We start from the raw sequence: 18504 nt of genomic DNA on the forward strand, positions 1-18504 counted from the left end.
CACAAAAACGATATAAAAACCAATAACGAAAATAAAAATGTTAAACCTTGAATACTTATTCTCATTTTTAATTGCTAGCACGGTGATTGCCGTAGCTCCAGGTCCATCTAATGCATTTTTAATGGCGCAGACCTTTACTAATGGCCGCGTAGCTGGCATGCAAAGCGCATTAGGCTTTGCGCTAGGTGGGGTGATCCATACACTCTTTGCCGTTGTTGGCTTGTCGGCACTCCTAAAAGCTTCAGAGACTGCCTATACCACAGTGCAATACCTCGGCGCAGCTTACTTAGCTTATCTAGGTATAATGACTATCAAAGAGACGCTTGGGAAGGGGCAGATAGCTTGCGAGGAAAAACCACACGTGAGCACCAAAAAGCCTAAAAACGTGATGTTCCAAGCAATGATGACGGAAGTCTTAAATCCCAAAGTCGCCCTGTTTTTTATTGCTTTTATTCCTCAGTTTGTCGACAGTAGCTTGGCGACCTCGACAACGATGCAACTGGCCATGTTTGGCTTACTTTATCCTATTTTAGCTTTTCCCATCGACTGCATGTACATCTATGGTGGTGATAAAATCGCAGGCTATTTTAGGCAGCATCCCGCAGCACCGGTGTGGATTGATCGAATTTCAGGCTTAATTTTTATCGCATTGGCAGTCAATTTATTACTCTAAATAGTCACGCAAAATAGGAGCAGTACACATGCAAAAACGTTCACAGCCACTGCCAGCTAAAAAGCATATTGCTTTAGTTGCACACGATGGCATGAAACCAGCCCTACTTGAGTGGTGTCAGACTCACTTAGATAGCCTTAAGCAGCACAAGCTTTACGCCACGGGCACAACGGGTAATCTGATAGAAAAGCATACCGGTTTAGAAGTCACCAAACTATTTAGTGGTCCAATGGGTGGCGACCAACAAATTGGTGCCAAAATCGCGGAGCAAGATGTTCATGTCTTGATTTTCTTTTGGGATCCGCTCGCGTCACAGCCTCACGATCCGGATGTAAAAGCACTGTTGAGACTGGCTGCTGTTTGGAATATTCCCGTCGCCTGTAATGAAGCGACCGCAGATTTACTGATGGCGTGCGATAAAATGAGCCAGCCAATCGCAAGGCATTTACCTGATTATGAGCAGTACCTTGCTAGTCGCTTAGATTGATAAATAGAAGCGGTTTGTGACCGCTTCTCTGTTGATGACTTCGATTACTTAAATATTCTATCCGCCCACTTAGTCAAGCCTGCAGTAACACTACCAAAGTTATCCCCGTTCACCATTTCAATATCACCAATTTGCTGTGCAAGCGTTGCCTTGAGTAACGGTGATTGCGCGCTACCGCCAGTCAGATAAATTACATCGGGTTTTGATCCCGCTTGATGAATGGCTTCTTTCGCAAGCATGCCCATCTGTTCTAAGTTCGACATAACCGACTCGGCAAAGTCTTGCTGCGTAAATTCAGAGGCTAGCTGTGGTTCAATAAAACCAAGATCGGCATTAAACTTTGCTTGCTCAGAGAGTGCTATCTTACCAAGCTCACCTTCACGAACCACTTGATGGGTAAGTTTGTTCTGTTGAATGTGAAGTAAACGCGCCAGCTTTTGCGGCTCGGCGACGTCTCGCAACATGCTTTGCAATTCTCGCGCTAATTTATCGCTGTAGAAGTCTAGTTGAGACTGAATATCATTGATTTTACATGCCTGCCAATAGAGTTGACTAGGCATCGGCAAACCTGAGCTCATGTTAGATCCAAGACCACACAACGGCATTAATTGGTGATAAGCTAGCGCAATATCTAAGTCGTTACCGCCGATACGTTTGCCTGTATGCGCTAAAAAGTCTTGCTGGCGTTGTGTGTTATTGCGATAGCTTGGTCCCATTCGGACAAACGAACAATCGCTAGTACCACCGCCGATATCAACCACCAGCACAAGTTTATCTTGCAGAAGACGGCTTTCGTACTCAATTCCCGCAGCGAGCGGTTCGAAGAGAAAATCCACTTCCTTAAACCCAGCTCTTTTTGCTGCGGTGGTAAGAATATTAACCGCTTGTTGATTGCTTTCCTCTCCACCGACGGACTGAAAATTAACAGGTCGACCAATCACAGTGTCGGTAATGGACTGTTGCAGCTGCGACTCGGCACGACGCTTAATCTCCACCATCATCGCCGCAGCAATATCTTCAAAGAAGGCGATTTGTTGAGGTTTAAGTCCAACCGCCCCAAAGAAGGACTTGGGTGATTTTACAAAAAAACCTTCTTCGGGAAATTCGATATACTCAGAAATTGCCGCTTGACCAAAAAAAATGCCCGCTTCATGTGCTTCTAAATCAAGATCGCGCTTAGCTTGCTGTGCTACCGTTAGCAGCCCTTGGCGAGACTGCGTGTAGACTGGATCTGGCTCATTGAGATGACGATTAACAAATGCAGGAATTAACGCATTGTGCATCGCATACATAGTCGAAGGCAGGTAATATTTATCTTGCTCGAGACGCAGTAAGTCCACTTCACCATTTTGCATGACACCCATCGCACAATTAGAACTTCCGTAATCAAACCCGACTTTCATTCTCTACCTCAAACTGCTGAAAAGTCGCGAAGTGTATCATGGTTGNTCGTTATTGTCAGATGAATTTATCTAGGTTCCCACATCCTTAATAGGTTTGTCGTGGAATGATACCATTTTGCATAACACACTAAGCATTGCACAATGAGAGCTTCCGTAATCAAANTCCGACTTTCATTCTCTACCTCAAACTGCTGAAAAGTCGCGGAATGTATCATGGCTCTCAGATGAATTTATCTAGGTTCCAACATCCTTAATTGGCTTGTTGTGAAAAGCATAGCGCACATTGTCAGACTGCTTAGCTTGATACATAGCGGAATCTGCCTGTTGGATCCCAGTCTCAATGTCGAGGTTATTAAACAGACTGACACCGATACTAATCCGACAACTTAGCTTATTGCCTTCAAAGAGATATGGTTTATCTACCTTGTTGATTATTTGCTGGCAGATCCCAACCACATGAGATTCGGCTTGAGGCTGTTGTGGAGATAAGTGAGTGATTAAAATCACAAACTCATCACCTCCCCAACGGATCACTACATCATCCTGGCGTACGCTTGCACACAAACGCTGAGCAACTCCCTTGAGTAACTGATCCCCCACATGGTGGCCATACAAGTCATTTACTTTTTTAAAATCATCAAGGTCCAAAAACAGGATTGCGCTGTAACTACCAAGCTGTTGACCTACATGGAGTTGATCCGTCAACCCATGTTGAAGAACATGGCGGTTCGGTAATTCGGTTAATTGGTCATGATACGCCAGCTTCTCGGCTTCAAGATACTCCAACTTACGATCATTGATATCACGAGATAACACGATAAAGCGCGTTTTTGCATGATTGTCGCTTGCAGTCGCAACCTTACGAGCGATAGAGACCTCAAACCAACGCTCACCAACAGGTGTAGACAAGTGAATATGGCTACCATGTGAATAGCCGTTAGCTTTTGCTTCCTGTAATGCCTGCATCACTATTTTAGCGGCTTGTTCTGGCATCACCTCAGCCACCGTATGGCCAATCAATTGCTCTGCAGGCGCGACTAACAACTCAGGACGAAGTATTCTGGCATCCCAGTGCCGCCCCTCTTCATCCAGTTCAAACATCAAGTCCGGCATCGCACTTAATGTCGATGCCAATTCCTCATAGCTCGGTTGCGCCAAAGCTTGAGCACAGGCCATACGACGGTCCTTGACCATGAGGCGTTGCAACACCCTGTTCCATAATTCTATAAACTTGAACTTTACAATTTGAAGCATGCCAATGAACACAGCTCATCTACGGCTATCGTTATAAAAATAATATACCAATTTTGTGAATAATGACTAATTACCAACTGCATCATAAAAAATATTTTCAAGTCTTTGGCTTCGAACGAGAAAAGCAATTGACGAAAGGATAATAATTCCTATAATCGACACGGCAGCGCTTTCCATGATGGAAGGTAACAAGATATATAAGGATGACTATGTCTTTTTTCAAAAAAGCCCTTGGCGCAGTTGGTATCGGTGCAGCAAAAGTAGATACCATCTTAGAGACCCATCACGCCTCTCCCGGCGAAGACATTTCTGGAACGGTTAAAATCATCGGTGGCAAAGTTGCTCAAGAGATCAACAAAATAGATCTTAACGTAATGTGTAACTACACAGTTGAAAGAGAAGACAGTGAAGGTGAAACAACGACCATCACTAAAAGCCACACCCTTGCTAAATTTCAAATCAACGAACGATTTACTATCGAACCCGGTGATGAAAAGCACACTCCATTCACGCTTGCCCTCGCTGAAGAAACTCCGCTTACTGTTGGACAATCCAAAACTTGGGTTGCTACCAACCTTGATATTGATATGGCGCTCGACAAGTCAGATAGGGACTATTTACACATAGTACCTACCGAGCTACAACAAGCGGCTATCGATGCGATGGAAGCGCTTGGCTTTAAACTTTATGAGTCAGACTGTGAAGGCATTGATGAAGTGTCATTCTCACGCCTCCCATTCGTACAAGAACTAGAATTTAAAACGATCACAGGTGACTTCCATGGTCGCTTTGATGAAGTGGAAGTGGTTTTCTTTAATCGCGGTGAGCAACTAGAAATCATCTTTGAGATTGACCGCAAAGCGCGAGGCTTTAAAGGCTTTTTTGCGGAGGCGCTAGACCTTGATGAGTCAAAAGCCAGATTGCTGATAGATGAAGCAGATTTAGAAGACCTAGAAGATGCTATTTATGACATTCTAGAGGCAAATTGCTAAGGTATATTAACCTTGTAGTATCGATAGATTTATATTGATGCTTTGGTGATCGTTGCATTCATACGAATGCAACTTCTATATAAACAAACTCTATTATTATTCCAGTCCACCTAACGCTATGGTTTATGTTAAGACAAGTGTTAAGGTGTATAGATAATAACTCTCTAAACTGATTTATTGTTACAATTTAAGCCCCCTTTAACATGCCAATCACGGCACGTTTGAGTTGACTTAAGCTCAATAAAACAGCACATTAAAACGAATGGTCAAGGTAGATTAGGTGACAATGAATGTCCAACTTTAGAATTTGGAAACTGGTTAGCCTACTGTGTGTTTTGAGCCTAATGCTGGGCTGCGAATCGAAAGAAGAACGTATCCAGCAAACCATTACACATACACTTCAAGAAGCTTCAACAGCGATAAATACGCTGGGAACCGCCCTTGATAAAAAGCAGGTGAGAAATGCCAACCTTTTGACTGAGTATGGCAAAGTACTTAGTCAGCAAAAACCTCAGCTCAGTGAAATTGCGCAAATTATTGCCCAAGACGCAACAAGCAGTGGAACCTTATATCAGAGTTTATTGACTCGTTATCAGTCCCTCAAGTCCCCCGCTCCAAGTATGAACAGCGACGACATTATCAACCAAACAGTGTTGTTAAAAGAAGCCGCTTCCATCAGTTTGTTCAATGATGCGCTGACAGATCCAATCAATGTTTTAGCTGATATGTCAGATGGCAAGCTAGCGCGAGTTGGCGCTATTAGTCAGCAGGCGGAACAAGCGGCAAACGGTCAGACCATCGTCGGCAATCAGCTTGTTGGCAATGCCAACTATGGCGAATGGCAGACTAACTCTAACGGCACTAGCTTTTGGATGTGGTATGGCATGTATCGCATGCTTGGCGATATTGTTGGTGATGTGGAATATGGCCGCTGGAGTAAACACCGCAAATACAGTTACTACAGTGACTATGGTCGTCATAGATACACCAGTTATAAAAGCTACAAACGCCAAACTGAACTCGCCAAGCGTACTCAACAATCGTATCAACGCCAAGGCAAACAGTTTACCAGTCCCTATGCCAAGAAAAAGTCTGGCGCGTCAGGGTTAAGCCGAAGTAGTAATACCCCATCAGCAGTAACTCGAAGCAGCTACTCTCGAACCTCAAGCTACGGCTCTGTTCGCAATAGCTCAAGTAGAACCTCCCGTGGCGTAAGCCGGGGCAAATAGCGCATATATAGCGGAGTTAACACATGTACCAATTTAACGGATTAACAGCTTGGACTTTTCAAGCATTGCTAATAGATATGGCGGTGATCGTCGCGTTATTTGTTAGCTTAAAATACATCAAAGGTTGGGTATCTAACCTTCATGCAAACGATGAAATCACAGAAAAAGACAACTTTGCATTTGGCCTCAGTTTTGCTGGTGGTTTAGCAGGTTTGGCCATCGTAATTTCAGGTATTTCAAGTGGTGCTTTTGCCAGTTCTTTAGCTCAAGAAGCGCTACAAATGGCGGGCTATGGTATCGTTGGTATCATCCTTATCAAGCTCGGTCACTTTTTCCAAGACAAAGTCGCGCTACGCAAGGTAAACCTCCATGACGAAATCGTTAAGGGTAATGTCACCTCAGCACTGATTGACTTTGGCCATGTGGTGAGCGTTGCCATTGTGATCCGCTCAGCTCTACTTTGGGTACTCACAGAAGGCTGGTATGGCTTACCTATTGTGGTTGCAGCCTTCATTATTGGTAATATTTGTATGCTGCTTGTGAGCCAATACCGAGTACAACTATTTAAGCGCACCAACAAAAGTGGCGACTGTTTACAGCAGGCAATCAAAGACAACAATATCGCGGTTGGGATCCGCTACGCGGGCTTTTTAATCGGATCGGCTCTGGCACTGACTGCAGCGTCCGGTTTAGCGCCGTATGTAGCTGACAATATTAACTCAAGCCTACTTTACTGGAGTATTGCTGCACTAGGTAGCATTGTGCTTTTCATCGTCTTACACCTCGTCATGATAAAAATTATTCTGGCAGGTAAAGATATTTCCGATGAAGTGAACAGACAAAAGAATATTGGTGTTGCTGCAATCTCAGCCGCGCTTTCTTTTGCGATTGGTACGACTATGGCAAGTTTGTTAGGTGCATAACCCTTGAGCGCACCTGCACCACAAACTTCAACAAGAGTGACCGGCAACTGGTCGTTGTTCGGTCATGACACCCTACTTATTGGCGTCATGGCCATTTTGGCCGGTTGCGGCCTAATCTACGAATATTTGCTCTCCCATTATGCTGGCCGCGTTTTAGGCTCTGTAGAAAGCGCGATTTATGCTATGATAGGCACTATGATCGTGGCCATGGGCATTGGCGCATTTTTAGCGCGCTGGTTTAAAGATCCTTTTACCGCTTTTGCTTGGCTTGAAAGCCTAATCGCGCTACTCGGCATGAGCAGTATTTTGGTGATCGCCAGTGTTATTGCCCTTACCTATACCCTGCCCCACACGCTTTCTAGCCTTTACAGCCTGCCCCCCGATAGTGTCTTAGATGGCATGCCATTTGAGCAATTACAAGCATTTGCCCGATTTTTACCTTATGTTTTCGGCCTCATCCTAGGCATTTTAATTGGCATGGAAATTCCGCTGATTGCTAGGATCCGTCAACAAGTATACGGCCGCTTCCTTGAAAATAACGCAGGTACCATTTACGGTGCAGATTATATCGGTGCAGGTGTTGGTGCTGCTATTTGGGTCACGATTATGCTTGCGCTGCCAATAATGCAAGCAGCAGCGTGGACTGCACTATTTAATATCATTGCAGGACTTATCTTCCTATGGCGTTACCATGCTCATGTCCGTTTCGCTAAACTGCTGTTTGCTTGCCACTTTGTTCTGCTTGGTATCTTTTTTGTCATCCTGAGTCATGGCTCCCATTGGATGAAAGACCTCAGCAATGTGCTTTACAAAGACAAGGTGATCTATTCAGAATCAACAAAGTATCAACATGTTGTCATCACCGAGCGGTTGAGCCGCGCACAACCGATGCCAATTAACGATTTATTCTTAAATGGTCGATTACAGTTTTCATCTGTGGATGAACAGATCTATCACACTATGCTCGTTTATCCTGCAATGCTGGCTTCTAACCGGCGCGAAAAGGTATTAATCATTGGCGGCGGAGATGGTCTGGCACTTCGAGATGTACTGGAATGGCCTGTTGAAAATGCAACCTTAATCGATTTGGATGGACAACTACTTTCATTATTTGGACTACAAGGGCAACCCTACCCTGCTAGACCACATATCACCAGTCAATTAACCCGCTTGAATGGCAACGCCTTAAACGATCCAAGAGCAACGGTTATCGTTGCAGATGCATTTTTAGAAGTAGAAAAAATGCTCGACCAAGGTAGACAATTTGACACTATTATTATCGACTTACCTGACCCTAATCACCCTGATTTGAATAAGCTATATAGCGACTACTTTTATAATCATGTGCGTCAATTACTGGCACCCGATGGTGCACTCGCTATTCAGTCAACATCTCCCTATCACGCCAAAAAAGCGTTTATTAGCATAGCTAAAACGGTAAAACATGCTGGGTTTACGCATGTTGAGCAATACCAACAGAATATTCCCTCATTTGGCCAGTGGGGATGGACAATCGCAACGAGAGCAGGACAACCGGCAAGTGCTAGGATCAGGTCGGTCGAGTCTTTGCCTGTCCCAAGTAACTGGATAAATAAAGAGTATTTACTTGCGACTTTCGCTTTCCCAAATCGCTTTTTTGACGGAGCAAAAGATATTGAAGTCAACCAGTTAGGAACGGGCAGACTATACGATTATTATCGTCAAGCATGGCAAACAGAAGATGAGTTGTATAAAAATTAGCGCACGGCCATTGACATATTATGTCTTACGTGCAACTCTTAACTCAGACATAATATGTCAAAACAAAAAAGGTAAATGAAGATGGAATTAAATGAACTATCAATCAAATTAGCATCATTTGAAACAGAAGGTGCTAACTTCGAATCTTTCTTAATCGCCAATGAAGGCGAGCAAGATGTATTGCAAGTGATTGTTGACGGAAATGACGAATTACCAATTTTTGTGACTCAGACTGAAGAACAACTTGTATGCATTAGTTACCTATTTAAAGAGAGTGAGGTAAAGCCTGAGTTGCTAAACGAGTTAAATGAAGCACTATTAAAACTGAATGTGCCGATCCCGCTGAGTGCGTTTGCTAAAATTGATGAGCAGTATGCGATATTTGGTGCTCTAGCCGTTTCCTCCTCAATTGATGAGATCACGCACGAACTGGTCACCCTCGCGGACAATGCAATCGAAGCATTGGAAGCCGTGACTGTGTATTTGAATGAGTAATATTGGAGTTGTGAAATGAGTATTTTAAAGAAATTATTTACTGCTGTTCGTGGTGGCGCTAGAGAAGTTGGTGAGTCAATTGTTGACGCAAATGGCATTCGTATTTTTGAGCAAGAAATTGCTGACGCACAAAACGCATTAGCTAAAGCCAAAAAGAACTTAACAGAAGTAATGGCGAAAGAAATGCAGACAAAACGCAAATTAGCTGCACTTGACGAAAGCATTATCGAGCATGAAAACTATGCTGGACAAGCGCTCGAAAAAGGTAACGAAGCTTTAGCGGTAGAAATCGCAGAGAAAATCGGTGAATTTGAAGTTGAGCGCGCAGAGCATCAGCAAGTGTTAGACGGCTTTAGTAAACATGTGATCCTGTTAAAACAGCAAATTAAAGAAGCTGAAAAAACGATTAAAGAAAACCAGCGCCAGCTGACAATGGTAAAAACCACAGACAGCGTTCAAAAAGCAACTATGGCAGTAAACAGTACGCTGAATACCAATTCGTCATCTATGGTAAATGCACGTCAGTCGCTTGAGCGTATCAAGCAACGCCAGCAAGATAGGCAAGATCAACTGGCTGCAGCAAAAGAGCTTGAAGCCGCTGCAACGGGTGCAGATCTAAAAGCCAAAATGGCAGAAGCTGGAATTGGCGCTACGCAAAAGAGTAATGATATTCTTGAACGTATTAGAGCGAAACAAAGCAACTAATATTTGCCGAATAGAAAAAGGAGGCCTCGCCTCCTTTTTACCCTTTTTGATTATGTAGGTGCATTATGTTTGGCTTTTTTAAATCAAAAAAAACTCCTGAGCGACAACTTACTCATGCAAAAGATCTGAAAGTTGGGGATATGCTCACCATCATTGATTCATTTGCTTACCCTAGCTGGCTCAAGGGGCAAACCCTAAAAGTGGTTGGCGTACAAACTTACCAATTTGAGCGCAGCGCTGCATATGAATTTGTTCTCGAAAGTGATTCAGGTAACATTACTTTTTTGCAAATTGAACAAAGTGACGGTGAGGAATATGCGAATTTTTCTATCAAAATCCAAAGAGAAGACGTCGATGCTATTTTTACGCTTGATGAATTTGCGCGTATTTTCGATGAAGAAGCACTGACCCACATCGACACGCAGGCCACTCCAGAGATTTTCGAGCGATTTTTAGGTAAAAGCTATCAACAAAGTGAAGCGCCCTACGTTTGCTATTTTTACGATAGCGATTATCGCGGTCGCGCCTTGCCACGCTATCAAGATGAAAGTGGCGAAGTATGTGAAGTTATCGAGTTACTTAGTCCTGACGAAAAGTTCGCTATCAATATCGAGATCTGGGATGGGGGGGAAACTGACGTGTCACTAACCATGTGTCGTCCACTGAGCGATATTGTTGACCTATTTCCTGGAGCTAACTCGTGACCACAAGAGAAGACAAGTGGAAACGTCAAGAAGTGGCATTGAGGGCCACACAAATGGCCTTCGATTTAACCACGGAAGTACAAAAAAGCATTAAAAAACAGGCGATAGACGAAGAGCTAACGCCATCCGATATGATCAGAAAGATCCTTGATTTAGAAGTTAAATCGAAGAAAACTCGGCAACGCTTATCCTTCAATCTAACCGATGAAGAAATCGCACTACTGGCGGAGCGTTTTGGCGTTGACCCTAATGACAAACGGGCTGTTAAGCAACAGGTCGCCAATATGCTACTCAGTCGCTACTCAGATAAAAGAAACAAGTGAGCAGTAATACCAATCCATTAATTTTCCAACTATTTTAAATAGTTAAAGCTACAACCTAAGAGGGAACGATGACAGAAGCAGAGATTAAGAAAAGTATTGATAAACATAGTGTGAAACCACTTATTTTCGTAGTCATCATGATGTTACTAATAGCATTATTGAATAACTACTTATTGGAAGATGATCCACTATCTCCAAACCTACTCATTTTCGGAGCATTAGCTGCTGGCATACACATCTTCAAAAATGTTCTCTGTGACGTCCTTGTCACAAAATCAACACAGGATAGCTCTAAATAACCTGAGCTTAAATAACATCATTTCTCTCTAGCAGCCCACTTTAACAATTGTAGCGACGGTTTATCACGCTTGGGCAAATAAAGATAGCTGCTAGAGCCTCATAGCTTTGAGATCATCACTCTACCGCGAGCAGCTCAACTTCAAACACTAATAACGAACCCGGTTCGATTTTACCTGCAGCACGGTCACCATAGCCTAAGTCTGGACCAATCCAAAAGCGGTATTTATCCCCTTCGCTCATCAACTGCACACCTTCGGTCCAACCAGGGATCACTTGATTAAGTCCAAAGCTGATAGGTTGGTCACGCAGTACCGAGCTGTCGAATACGGAGCCATCAAGTAAAGTGCCATGATAATGCACTTTAACTTTGCTCGTTGCATTTGGCTGTTTGCCACCGTCAGTTTGAGTAATTATTTCGTACTGAAGACCTGAGTCAGTTTTATGTACCTCTGCGCGCTTTTCGTTTTCTTTCAAAAAGTCTGCCGCTTGAATTCGATTAAACTGCGCAAGCTGCTTCTGTTTCTGACCACCTCGAAAAAACACCACTGCAATCACCAGTGCAACGATAACGAGGATAATATTAGTTGTCGTCATGGTTTTCTTCTCCTTTGTCATCATCGCCGTTTACGACTTTTGCAATACGCTCAAGTTTCGCCATTGCAACTGCATTGATACTGTTTTCAGGATAGCCCTCTTCACTTAGCTCTCCGGCTGGTCTATCCATTAACAAGCTAAGCGCTTCATCTACCGTGGCAACGGCATAGACATGGAATAAGCCTTTTTCAACAGCTGCAATCACTTCATCATCTAACACTAAGTTGACCTTGTTAGATTCAGGGACGATCACCCCTTGCTTACCTGTGAGGCCTCGCATTTTGCAGAGTTTAAAGAAGCCTTCGATTTTTTCGTTTACACCACCAATGGCTTGTACTTCACCGTGTTGGTTAATTGAGCCGGTGAGCGCTAATGATTGATCCACGGGGAGTTGCGTCACCGCCGATAGCAGCGCACAAAGCTCTGCAAGTGATGCACTATCACCGTCAATAAAACCATAATTTTGTTCAATGGCGATATTTGCACTGAGTGTCAGGCTAAAGTCTTGCGCATATTTGTTACCTAGGTAACCCGTAAGCAGCATCACGCCTTTTGAGTGAATTGACTTACCTAAGTCTACCTCACGTTCAACGTCAATCACCCCGTCAGCACCTGCGTATACCGTAGAGGTAATACGCGCAGGCGTACCAAAAGCGGTGTCACCAATATGCAGTACCGTCAGGCCATTTACCTTACCAATTGCGGTGCCTTCGGTTGCAATCAAGGTATGCCCTTCTTGAATATCGCTGAGCATGTTTTCACTTAACTGTCCTGTTCGATATTCTTTTCCAGCTATCGCCTCATCAATGTGATTAGCAGCAATTTGGTTTACGCCATCTTGCTTGGCATAAAAACTGGCTTCTGCCACCAGCTCCAAAACATCAGCAAAGCGCGCCGAAAGCTTGCTGTGGTGTTCCGCTTGGCGATAGCTAAATTTAAGCATACGCGCCAGCGCCGCTGAGCTAAGCTCAATCTTCAAGGTATCATTACAGTATTCCATCACCTTAGTGATAAATTGATACTGCATTTTGTCCGAGCTTGGTAAATAGTAATCAAAATCGGCCAGCACTCTAAATAGCTCTGCAAACTCTTCATCGTATTCACCAATGGTGTAATACAGGTCTCGCGAACCCAAAAGAATAATTTTGACATCCAACGGAATTAGCTGCGGCTTTAAGGTAAAGCTGCTACCCACCGAATTATCTTGATACGGTAGGTCATTTTTAATTTGGTGGGTTTTTAGCGACAGTTTAAGGCCATCCCACACCTGCGCGTTAGCCATGACCTTTTCAGCATCCATGATCAGATAGCCGCCATTGGCGCGGTGCAATGCACCGGCTTGAATAGAGCGATAGCTGGTGATCAAATTACCTTGAGAGGTTGCATATTCCACCTTACCAAAAATATTACCAAAGGTCGGATTTGGCTCATACACCACAGGCGCAGGATCGTCTTCTTTAAACTCAACCAGAATATTGGGCGCAAAAAAGTCCGTGAGCATTCCCTTTGAGTCAAAGTCATCTTTGCTTTCGTCGCTGTTGCTACTATCGTCGTCTAGCCAATCTAATACCGCATCGACAATTTCAACCTTTAGATCTTTGAGATAACGCAGCACGCCAATGTGTGCCGCATACTTATGCTCAAGTGCTTTTAATAGCGGTTTGGTCGCCACTTCGATGGTGGTTTTTTTAAGATTACGTAAGCGCTCAGAAGATTCACGCTTCCACCTTGGCAGCTCAATAAGCGACTCAATTAGGGCATCTTCTAATGTTTCAATTGCGGTTAAAAAGTGTGCCTGAACATGCTCATCCAGCGCTGAAAACTCCGTATCACTGAGCTGCTTACCATCGACCACAGGAGCAAAGCCAACTGTCCCCGTATCTTCTATCAGTGCAACACTCATATTCATAGCTTGTTGCTCAACAGCGGTGATCGCAGCATCGTATTTTTGTTCGAATTCTTTATCTAGCGACTTTTTCTTGCGTTGATAACCCGGATTGTCAAAAGCTGCAGGAAAAGTATCTAAGATCTCATCGATAAAGGCGTCAATATCAGCCTCAAGCTGCTTACTTTCACCCGCCTGCATAAATAGCGCGATGGGCTCGCGGTGGTCGTCGTAGTTGTTGACGTACAACCATTCTTTGGGCGTTGGCTTAGTTTTACTATGTGCCTCAAGCTTGTCTTTTACCATGGTAAAACGACCTAGCGCCGCTTCTCCCATAACATACACATTATAACCAGGAAGCTCCATTCCCAAGGCAAAGTCTAGCGCGGTTTGAGCGCGCTGCTGGCCAATAAACGGTAGCGCTTCTGGGTAAGGGTTTTGGATACAATTTTCTATGTGAGTCAACGAAACTGATGGCGCGAGCTGGCTCGCAGGCAGTGCTTTTTCAGACGACAATTTAGATTTGGTCATTCTAACTTCTTTGTATTATTCGCATACGTTAGTCTACTCAACTTGGTGCTTCCAAGCTGAGCGCCCACTTTAGGGCGCTAATGCTTTTCTAGTATATTCCCCATGCCCGCACTCGCTGCAAGCTGGGATCTTGATGGCATAATAAACATCTAATTTATAGCCACAATTCTTACATACTAATTGTCCCAAAGCTATCCATTCACCTTCTTTATAAATGCCTTGGTGTTCAAAATCTTTTAAAAGTGCGGACCACTCAAGTTGAGTTCTATCTTCTAATTGGGATATTTCAAATAAGATGTTGGCTTTGAGCTCACTCCAAGCCGCTTCATCATAGAAGGATTTGTTTTCGAGAAGATGTTCCAAGTCACGTTTTAGATAGTAACTATAATCATCATAGGTTTGTTTGGCGTAGTCTTTCAGTACGCTCTGCGCTTCCCAGAATCGTTTAGATAAATCGTCAATTTCATGTTCTTTGACGTCTTTGAGCCAATCGGAAAATTGATCCAGCCATTTTTGATAATCCGCCATTGCTACACTCCTGTTTCGCCAATAGATTAAGTGTAGACCAGATATACCATTCATTGTATTAGGGTTTGCTGAACTTGGTGCTCAGCAAACCCATTTGGCTTCAGATTATGAAGCCAAAAGTCATTGCTATTAGCTTAGAAGCGATACTTCACGCCAACGGTTGCTGTTGTACCAAGGCCTTTAATATTATAACCGCCGTACGTATAGGCTTGTGCGCGAGCTGGGTAGTAGTCTGAGTTAAATAAGTTCTCAATACCAACAAACGCTTGCCAGCTTTGGTCGAATTGATATTGACCACTAAAGTTAACCACGTTATAGCTATCAATTGGACCTTGATCCCCAACATAATTGCCCTTATCGTTCCGCTCAAAACGTTTACGGTCGCCCACATGTAGCCAGCTTAACGTCATCGATAACGCATCAACTGGCTGCCAGTTTAGGTTTGCCGTAAGCTTTGGTGGGCTAATTTGTCTAGAGCCAAGATAAGTATCGGCTTCAGTATCTTTACCCTCGACATAGCTATATGTCGCAATGAGTTTTAGCGTGTCGTCGATCTTGTAATCGACAAGTGCCTCATAACCCCATATTTTCTGTGGTGCTCGAACAGGCTCATAGACTCCAGTTACTTCATTGAATTTATTCGTTGTGCCAAACTCAGATGTACTTCTATATGCCGCAAATTCAAATCGTAACGTCTCAAATTGAGAATTAAAACCGATTTCATAGTTATCAACAATTGATGCTTCTGTTTGAATTTGACCAATGTCTTCTACCGTTGCACTGCGCAGCAGGCGGCCAATATCGGAGATATCAGAGCCCTGTGAGTAACTGGCGAATGGGCTGAACTTTTCATTTGCGTTATATTTAATACCCACATTGTAAGTTGTGGCGTCATAGTCAATGGTGTCGCCTTTCACGTTAAGTGGCACAGAGCACTGATCCACTGAACGGCAAAGTTTTAGTGTTTGGTAATCTGCTACCGCAAGATCAATACTTTCTTGTCTCACTCCCACTTTTAACACTAGGTCATCGGCAACAATCCACTTGGTCTGTAGGTAACCTGCGATGCTTTCCATGTCCATTTCTGGCACCCAAATACGACCATCAACAAGTGGCTGTGAGGTCACATCATTCAACGCATCGATACCATAAATGAAGGTAGCTTGAACATTGTCAAAATCAACCAAGGTATTAAATGTCGCACGCGCGCCCTTTTTTTCAGAGCGAATGATAGATTGACCGCCACTGTACCCTTCATCTGGGTTTGCTAAGCTTGGTGAGAAGAAGAACACGTTTTCAATATCTTGCATATACGCATCAAGCGTCATTTGTGTATTAGCAAAAACTTCTATATCGGTGTATTTCAACGTAATGTTTTCATTACCTTCTGGCCCTTGCGGCTTACCTTGTTTTTGCTGAGCGGGTGGCACGTGGATAGCGTAAGATTTTTCACCTAAATTGATGTTGCCAAACACATCACCTAGGTCCGTTTTTTGCTGTGAACTATAGAAGTTATAGCTAAACTGCAGTTGTTTATCTTCATCAAAGTCATAGCCAAGCTTAGTAAAGTAGTTTTCTGTCACGGTATCCGACAGACCATACTGTAAACCTAGAATATCGCCTTCAGCATCACGCTGAACACCATTTTCTTCATAGCTTGCCGTGACTAAATAACTAAACTGGTCAATGCGGCCATTAATCGCACCCGCAATTCGAGCACCGGCACTCTCTGCAAGCTTTACTGCGCTAAAACGGCTAGATAGGCTAATTTCACCTTCTGGTTCGCCATCGCTTTTAGCTTGCTTGGTGATGTAGTTAATGATCCCGCCTGAAGCACCATTACCATAAATTGAGGTTGCTCCTTTGATTACTTCTATGCGCGCGATGGCACTTGGATCGAGTGTTTTTACACCCAAAGAACCATTTCGCAGTGGTGTAGACTGAGGTACTCCGTCAATCATCACCAGAGGCGCACGTCCACGCAATGATTGCCCTGTGTTACTTGAACTACCTGTATCAGGAGCAAGACCAGGAACAATTTGAGATAACAAACTTTGTAGTTCTGGATTTACTTTTAAATGCTCTTCGATTTGTTTTTGATTAATAATCGTAATAGAAGCAGGCACTTCATCGATGCTTTCAAACACACGACTGCCCGAGACCACGATATGCTCCATATCTGCAGCTTGAAGATCTTTAACATTGGTATCGTCTGCAATGGCTGCTGCGCTAACAGCCAACGCTACCATACTGAGAGTAGTTTTTAACATGGTTATCCTTGCTGGATTTAGAATAATAATAATGTAAAAAGCGGCAATATAATATTGCCAAACCTCAGTAAAAACAAGGCAAATGTGAATGGTTTGCATTACCCTTTACTGTAAAGCTATTCTACTTTACACCATTTTTTGCAATTATATCTACATAACAGCAACTTAGAGTGAAGTTAATTACCGCTTCCTGCGATGACGTTGTAACCAAAAATACAAGCCGGATACCGTGAAAAAGGTCGGAGCTAAGGCAAGCATTAACCAGAAAAATTGCACGATGGGGCCAGCAAAATCACCAATATGAAACTTGTACTTAAAGTTCCAAACTTGCGTAGCGACTCCCGCTTTTGATGCATCATATTGCGCTACCACCTCACTGTTATAGGGATTTACCCAAACCCAGCTATAGGCATGACTTTCGCCCGGATTTTGAACTCTGAACGCGACACTGTCGGATGCTTTGTCAGGCATATAGATACGGAACAGCTGACTGTCTGGGAAGGTAGATTTTACGCGCTTTGTAGCGCTATTTAAGTCGTAGGGTAAGCCGTGAAAATTAACCGCAATAGTGGGTGGTTTTGGCCTTACTTCGACCTCGTCAAAGCTTAACCACTCAACCACAGCCTTAGTTTGCGGCTGCCAGTTAAACGCCATACCACTGAAGGCAATGAGCAGTATCGGTAAAAGCAAATATACCCCCAATACGGTGTGTAACTGATAAAGCAGGATCCTTAGCTTAGCTTTTGGTTTTATCACTAGCCGCTTCAAGCGATTTTTAGGCTTTACCCAAAGATAAAAGCCCAACACTAACTCAATTATGAGTACAAGTGCACAAATAGATACCCAGTCTCTAAGCGGCTTTTTGTTGTCAGCACCTTCAAACAACAGCCAACGATGTAGCGCCATCGTAAAACCATATAGCGTAGAGTAATACTCGTAGCGATGAAGGACCTTACCACTGTAGGGGTTAACGCTAACATAATCACCGCTAGACAACTTCAATTGCCATGCCAAATCCGGTTGCTGCTCAGGCATAAATAGTGAAACTCTTTCAGCGGTCGTAGATTCAACCGAGTTGACTATTTGCTCTACCCCAAGAGGTTCAGACTGTGGCTCAACTCGCCACAACTGAGGCTGAGTAAGATATTGAATATCTTTGGCATATATAAGCAGTGCCCCAGTTACGCTTAAGCAGATAATAAACGCACCAGCCACTAGCGCCATTACTAGGTGAGCACGGCGTAACCACAATTTTATCAAGGGAATTCTCAAACTTCTTTCGATATTTAGCAATAGTAAGTGATAATAACTCTTACTTGCAACAGCACAAAATTTACCCTTTTACCGAGGCTTGTCTTCGCGTAGTTTATCTTTACTTCGACATACTCTTTAGTCCGCAGCAATCGACTAAAATAATTCCACTTTAGGTGCTGTGATTGCTGGCCAATTTCGGGTATGCTATCGAGCA

Annotated in this window: 18 protein-coding genes; 11 read left to right on the plus strand and 7 right to left on the minus strand. The window is 43.5% G+C overall.

The genetic code is table 11. The annotated features are described in order from the left end of the window. The first annotated feature begins 37 nt into the window (after positions 1 to 37). Together CKO50_RS11620 and CKO50_RS11625 are read left to right on the plus strand one after the other, a co-directional pair. A complete protein-coding gene (locus CKO50_RS11620) occupies positions 38 to 673 on the plus strand; it encodes a LysE family translocator (protein WP_069018981.1) in 636 nt (211 codons plus the stop codon). A 28-nt stretch (positions 674 to 701) separates the two neighbouring features. Then, entirely contained in the window at positions 702 to 1160 is a 459-nt protein-coding gene (locus tag CKO50_RS11625; RefSeq protein ID WP_010371978.1) for a methylglyoxal synthase, read from the plus strand. Positions 1161 to 1204: 44 nt separating this feature from the next. On the opposite strand, the gene yegD is transcribed toward CKO50_RS11625, so the two are convergent. Both yegD and CKO50_RS11635 read right to left on the minus strand, forming a co-directional pair. Then, the gene (yegD, locus tag CKO50_RS11630) at positions 1205 to 2563 is read right to left on the minus strand and encodes a molecular chaperone (RefSeq protein ID WP_095728278.1); all 1359 of its coding nucleotides are present in this window, start codon (positions 2561 to 2563) and stop codon (positions 1205 to 1207) included. A 234-nt stretch (positions 2564 to 2797) separates the two neighbouring features. Continuing rightward, positions 2798 to 3739 (minus strand): GGDEF domain-containing protein, encoded by a 942-nt coding sequence (locus tag CKO50_RS11635; RefSeq protein WP_176474651.1) that lies wholly within the window; start codon positions 3737 to 3739, stop codon positions 2798 to 2800. Positions 3740 to 4026: 287 nt separating this feature from the next. On the opposite strand from CKO50_RS11635, the gene CKO50_RS11640 reads away from it, so the two are divergent. From CKO50_RS11640 to CKO50_RS11680, 9 genes are all read left to right on the plus strand, one after another. Beyond that, positions 4027 to 4809 (plus strand): sporulation protein, encoded by a 783-nt coding sequence (locus tag CKO50_RS11640; RefSeq protein WP_095728280.1) that lies wholly within the window; start codon positions 4027 to 4029, stop codon positions 4807 to 4809. Between the two features lie 290 nt (positions 4810 to 5099). Further along, positions 5100 to 6038 (plus strand): hypothetical protein, encoded by a 939-nt coding sequence (locus CKO50_RS11645; RefSeq protein WP_095728281.1) that lies wholly within the window; start codon positions 5100 to 5102, stop codon positions 6036 to 6038. Between the two features lie 23 nt (positions 6039 to 6061). After that, positions 6062 to 6961 (plus strand): DUF350 domain-containing protein, encoded by a 900-nt coding sequence (locus tag CKO50_RS11650; protein ID WP_095728282.1) that lies wholly within the window; start codon positions 6062 to 6064, stop codon positions 6959 to 6961. Between the two features lie 3 nt (positions 6962 to 6964). Continuing rightward, positions 6965 to 8701, plus strand: a complete 1737-nt coding sequence (locus CKO50_RS11655; protein ID WP_095728283.1) for a polyamine aminopropyltransferase — start codon at positions 6965 to 6967, stop codon at positions 8699 to 8701. 81 nt (positions 8702 to 8782) lie between these two features. Further along, positions 8783 to 9196: a DUF2170 family protein gene (locus CKO50_RS11660; protein WP_095728284.1), complete on the plus strand. Its 414-nt coding sequence runs from the start codon at positions 8783 to 8785 to the stop codon at positions 9194 to 9196. A 15-nt stretch (positions 9197 to 9211) separates the two neighbouring features. Next, positions 9212 to 9901: a PspA/IM30 family protein gene (locus CKO50_RS11665; protein WP_095728285.1), complete on the plus strand. Its 690-nt coding sequence runs from the start codon at positions 9212 to 9214 to the stop codon at positions 9899 to 9901. Between the two features lie 65 nt (positions 9902 to 9966). Continuing rightward, positions 9967 to 10605: a DUF4178 domain-containing protein gene (locus tag CKO50_RS11670; protein WP_095728286.1), complete on the plus strand. Its 639-nt coding sequence runs from the start codon at positions 9967 to 9969 to the stop codon at positions 10603 to 10605. Then, complete coding sequence (locus tag CKO50_RS11675) at positions 10602 to 10928, plus strand: hypothetical protein (RefSeq protein ID WP_039493660.1); 327 nt, start codon at positions 10602 to 10604, stop codon at positions 10926 to 10928. Before CKO50_RS11670 ends, CKO50_RS11675 begins: the two co-directional genes overlap by 4 nt. A gap of 68 nt (positions 10929 to 10996) precedes the next feature. Continuing rightward, positions 10997 to 11227, plus strand: a complete 231-nt coding sequence (locus CKO50_RS11680; RefSeq protein ID WP_095728287.1) for a hypothetical protein — start codon at positions 10997 to 10999, stop codon at positions 11225 to 11227. 115 nt (positions 11228 to 11342) lie between these two features. Here the strand turns inward: CKO50_RS11680 and CKO50_RS11685 are convergent, their stop codons facing one another. The 5 genes from CKO50_RS11685 to CKO50_RS11705 all read right to left on the minus strand — a co-directional run bounded on the left by CKO50_RS11685 (position 11343) and on the right by CKO50_RS11705 (position 18293). Then, entirely contained in the window at positions 11343 to 11822 is a 480-nt protein-coding gene (locus CKO50_RS11685) for an FKBP-type peptidyl-prolyl cis-trans isomerase (protein ID WP_017216344.1), read from the minus strand. Then, a complete protein-coding gene (locus CKO50_RS11690) occupies positions 11809 to 14238 on the minus strand; it encodes a Lon protease family protein (protein ID WP_095728288.1) in 2430 nt (809 codons plus the stop codon). Before CKO50_RS11690 ends, CKO50_RS11685 begins: the two co-directional genes overlap by 14 nt. Positions 14239 to 14307: 69 nt before the next feature. After that, on the minus strand, positions 14308 to 14766 hold the full coding sequence (locus tag CKO50_RS11695) for a hypothetical protein (RefSeq protein WP_095728289.1): 459 nt from the start codon (positions 14764 to 14766) through the stop codon (positions 14308 to 14310). Between the two features lie 134 nt (positions 14767 to 14900). Next, a complete protein-coding gene (locus tag CKO50_RS11700) occupies positions 14901 to 17036 on the minus strand; it encodes a TonB-dependent receptor (protein ID WP_095728302.1) in 2136 nt (711 codons plus the stop codon). Positions 17037 to 17216: 180 nt separating this feature from the next. Beyond that, positions 17217 to 18293 carry a PepSY domain-containing protein gene (locus CKO50_RS11705; RefSeq protein WP_255229646.1) on the minus strand — a complete coding sequence of 359 codons (1077 nt, stop codon included), beginning with the start codon at positions 18291 to 18293 and terminating at the stop codon, positions 17217 to 17219. Between the last annotated feature and the right edge of the window lie 211 nt (positions 18294 to 18504).

It is taken from the genome of Pseudoalteromonas sp. HM-SA03, assembly GCF_002289345.1.
GTDB lineage: Bacteria > Pseudomonadota > Gammaproteobacteria > Enterobacterales > Alteromonadaceae > Pseudoalteromonas.

Coding starts and splice junctions, on each gene's coding strand:
- CKO50_RS11700 (WP_095728302.1), bottom strand. CDS start 17,036: ATGTTAAAAACTACTCTCAGTATGGTAGCGTTGGCTGTTAGCGCAGCA.
- CKO50_RS11690 (WP_095728288.1), bottom strand. CDS start 14,238: ATGACCAAATCTAAATTGTCGTCTGAAAAAGCACTGCCTGCGAGCCAG.
- CKO50_RS11640 (WP_095728280.1), top strand. CDS start 4,027: ATGTCTTTTTTCAAAAAAGCCCTTGGCGCAGTTGGTATCGGTGCAGCA.
- CKO50_RS11625 (WP_010371978.1), top strand. CDS start 702: ATGCAAAAACGTTCACAGCCACTGCCAGCTAAAAAGCATATTGCTTTA.
- CKO50_RS11660 (WP_095728284.1), top strand. CDS start 8,783: ATGGAATTAAATGAACTATCAATCAAATTAGCATCATTTGAAACAGAA.
- CKO50_RS11635 (WP_176474651.1), bottom strand. CDS start 3,739: ATGGCCTGTGCTCAAGCTTTGGCGCAACCGAGCTATGAGGAATTGGCA.
- CKO50_RS11650 (WP_095728282.1), top strand. CDS start 6,062: ATGTACCAATTTAACGGATTAACAGCTTGGACTTTTCAAGCATTGCTA.
- CKO50_RS11685 (WP_017216344.1), bottom strand. CDS start 11,822: ATGACGACAACTAATATTATCCTCGTTATCGTTGCACTGGTGATTGCA.
- yegD (WP_095728278.1), bottom strand. CDS start 2,563: ATGAAAGTCGGGTTTGATTACGGAAGTTCTAATTGTGCGATGGGTGTC.
- CKO50_RS11680 (WP_095728287.1), top strand. CDS start 10,997: ATGACAGAAGCAGAGATTAAGAAAAGTATTGATAAACATAGTGTGAAA.
- CKO50_RS11670 (WP_095728286.1), top strand. CDS start 9,967: ATGTTTGGCTTTTTTAAATCAAAAAAAACTCCTGAGCGACAACTTACT.
- CKO50_RS11695 (WP_095728289.1), bottom strand. CDS start 14,766: ATGGCGGATTATCAAAAATGGCTGGATCAATTTTCCGATTGGCTCAAA.
- CKO50_RS11665 (WP_095728285.1), top strand. CDS start 9,212: ATGAGTATTTTAAAGAAATTATTTACTGCTGTTCGTGGTGGCGCTAGA.
- CKO50_RS11620 (WP_069018981.1), top strand. CDS start 38: ATGTTAAACCTTGAATACTTATTCTCATTTTTAATTGCTAGCACGGTG.
- CKO50_RS11645 (WP_095728281.1), top strand. CDS start 5,100: ATGTCCAACTTTAGAATTTGGAAACTGGTTAGCCTACTGTGTGTTTTG.